This window comes from Aestuariivirga sp. (assembly GCF_037139295.1).
Lineage (GTDB): Bacteria > Pseudomonadota > Alphaproteobacteria > Rhizobiales > Aestuariivirgaceae > Aestuariivirga.
Genome location: NZ_JBAXGR010000238.1, coordinates 1 through 2,710, shown reverse-complemented (window position 1 = coordinate 2,710; position 2,710 = coordinate 1). Strand labels below are relative to the sequence as shown.

Sequence of the window (2,710 nt, the reverse complement as noted above, 5' to 3'; positions counted from 1 at the left end):
CATACGCCTAGTAAATCCATTGCTTTGACTACGTGGCTCACTTCTTGATTGGCATATACTTCCACGATGCGAGACGGCCGATCGCCCTGCCGAGTTCCTCTCCAGAGAGGGTAGAAAATCGATAGTGCACGCCGCCAAGGATGCGAGCTCTGTTCACCTCATCGCAGAATGAACGTGTAGTCTGCCACGACCTCTCGACGCCAGGCAGTGCCGGGCTCACTGTCTTAAGCTCTGGCAGGCTCATTCCGTCCATCTCGACATCGATCAGTTGCGCAACAATCCCTGCGTGAGAGCAGTGCGAACATGGATACTCCGGATGCAAGGGAGTCTTGATGAATGGCAGCCAGCCCCCTTCCCTTGCGGTCAGCCTATTCCCGTCCTTATCTCCATTCCTTATCGCTGTGATCGGCCGCCAGAAATTATAGTGGTACTTCGCCTCGGCGACAGCCATGAGGGAATCATCCATTGCCTGCGAGGCAATTGCGATAAAGCGGGCATTTTCGATGGGCGTTCGCTCCGGGAGGTCAGCAACGGAGTAGAGAACGCCAAAATATTTTCCCGGTACGCGTGCCGACCAGAACACGGCAATATCGGAATCTTCCTGAGACCGCTTTGCGCTCTTCTTTGCTCCCCACACCTTGACCTCTTGGTAGGCCGACACCCATGCCTTGCTTCCGAGAGAGGGTGGTTGCGGCGGACGCAACTGATTGGCACGCGCTAAGATCCATGGCTTTCGACTGGGCAGGGTCAGATATTCGGGTAGTACTGTCGGGACATACTGTCCGGCCCGAGTGAAGGGGCGATAGGTTTCGGCGTCCGGAATAGCTGCTGCCGAAGGCAGCTTCAGGATTTCACTTGCAATCTGCTCACCAAGTTCAACACTGTCTCTTTGCCAGGGGAGATTTGTCCCAGACTCCAGGTTAGCCCGCAACTTCGGTTCTTGCTCGGGAACCAGATCCCGGAATACTGCAAGAAGTGCTCCAGCTCCAGCTATCTTCTCATCCAGTGAGGGGCGGCGGGAGGCATCCGCTGCCTCGATGTCGGAGGAATAATTAGGGTCGGCAGCATTCATAGACTCGAACACGGCCGTCTGCGCGATTGCGTTGATCCTATAGGCCTCCTCGGGAGGCACGCCAGAGTCGTCGATGGCAGACAGGCTGATCCGGGACCAGTCCGTGACATAATCAGCCATCGATGGTCGGCTACCCACCCCAAGGGAAACCACCAGCAGCACCAAGATTGCCAAGTGGCTTCCCACGCGCTTGCCGCCGATATGCATTCACAGTTCCTCCCCAACGCTCTGACCTGACCGACATTTTGTACCAAGTCGAATGAGAGACTATGGCATGTTTGCGGTTCCGTCGAGTGCGGGTGGCGGTGCTATGGTGACGGGCGCAGGCGGGCGGTATCCGAGGGCGGAATGTGGCCTTCCCATGTTGTAGTGAAACCGGCACTCGCTGATCATTCGGGGCAGTAGCTTGAAGACGTTCCTCCGGGAGCGTCCTATGTCTTCGCGTGATCAGACGTCGGAGTGGATCGCAAGTACCATCGAACGGCTCAGGATCTCGAGATACCGCCGAGAGTCCTGGCCGACGAGTTCCATCTTCGAGAACTTTGCTATTCGGCTTTCAGCGAGCGCCAGATCAGATCGCTCCACAATCTGACCGGTCAACCCGCAAGTCTCGACCAGTGACATGAGGCAGACATCGCGCGGGTCTGGAAGTCCATCGTGCAGTAGCACTTCAAGCAGGCGGAGTTTCACTTCGCGAATCTCCCTTCCATCGGTCATCGGATAGCGGCGGGCCTTGAGCAACCAGCGGAAGCGTCCTTCGGTCTCAACGAGAATACCCTTTTCGCTAAGCCTATTCAGGCAAGCCTCACGGACCGAATCTCCGAGATCAACCAATCGACTTATGAGGTGTTCTGACTGTTTGCTGAAGAGGGGATTGGAGAGCCGGGTCAGAACTGGATCAAGAGAACGGCTCCCGGTCGGTGTCTCGTCTACCAACCAGACCTGAGTGTTGTCGTAATCAAGGCGGTCCTGCAACGCGAGTTCCATGAGTGTTGCACCAACGAACCCTGCCCGCCGCGACTCCGCAGGAAGGTCCACGAACGCGCCACCCTCGTCTTTCAGAGTAAGGAGCAGGAACTCCTCGGGAACTGACAACATGTACAATCCTCGCTTACGTAATCTTGATCGGTAACAACTTTGCCGTTGCTGACCGGGTCAGAACGCCGAGGCGAGGCCGGCGGTGCCTGTAAGTGTGAGGGCATCGCTGGTGTCGCAGGACAAGGATAAGCTTCAAGAGTTTCATCGTTCCCCCACGGAATCGCCCTTGTTATCACGGTCCAGATCCCATCTGGGGAACAACTTCTAAGTGGCGGGAAGGGTTCGGCAATCCGGGGAAACACTTAAGGACGCGACTGCCGCCGGATCGGGGGCGGGGGCCTGGGGTCACCGGGTTCAGCATGGCCTGGGCGACCCCAGACACCATCGCCACCATCATCGGCCTCGTCACGCCGGTGTTGGTCTGGGCCATCCCCAACAAGAAGGTGGCTTGAGCATGAACTGGCAGGAGGTCGTTGCGATCACAGTGGTGCTCCTCGGCCTCGGAGCCGGAGCGTTCCTCGTGGCTCGGCGGCCTTCCTTCTGGATCGAGTTCGGGTCAAGACTGGGCAAGGCGCTGCTACCACTGGCATGGCGCTACGT

Annotated in this window: 3 protein-coding genes; all 3 read right to left on the bottom strand. The window is 57.6% G+C overall.

Annotation, left to right across the window (positions count from 1 at the left end; all coding sequences use genetic code 11):
• Positions 1-37: 37 nt before the first annotated feature.
• The 3 genes from WCJ41_RS21360 to WCJ41_RS21350 are packed head-to-tail and all read right to left on the bottom strand — an operon-like array spanning position 38 to position 2,170.
• On the bottom strand, positions 38-1,279 hold the full coding sequence (locus WCJ41_RS21360) for a vanadium-dependent haloperoxidase (protein ID WP_336907857.1): 1,242 nt from the start codon (positions 1,277-1,279) through the stop codon (positions 38-40).
• 60 nt (positions 1,280-1,339) lie between these two features.
• The gene (locus WCJ41_RS21355) at positions 1,340-1,462 is read right to left on the bottom strand and encodes an integrase core domain-containing protein (RefSeq protein ID WP_336907858.1); all 123 of its coding nucleotides are present in this window, start codon (positions 1,460-1,462) and stop codon (positions 1,340-1,342) included.
• A 57-nt stretch (positions 1,463-1,519) separates the two neighbouring features.
• The gene (locus WCJ41_RS21350) at positions 1,520-2,170 is read right to left on the bottom strand and encodes a GPP34 family phosphoprotein (RefSeq protein ID WP_336907856.1); all 651 of its coding nucleotides are present in this window, start codon (positions 2,168-2,170) and stop codon (positions 1,520-1,522) included.
• Positions 2,171-2,710: the final 540 nt, after the last annotated feature.

Coding starts and splice junctions, on each gene's coding strand:
- WCJ41_RS21360 (WP_336907857.1), bottom strand. CDS start 1,279: ATGCATATCGGCGGCAAGCGCGTGGGAAGCCACTTGGCAATCTTGGTG.
- WCJ41_RS21350 (WP_336907856.1), bottom strand. CDS start 2,170: ATGTTGTCAGTTCCCGAGGAGTTCCTGCTCCTTACTCTGAAAGACGAG.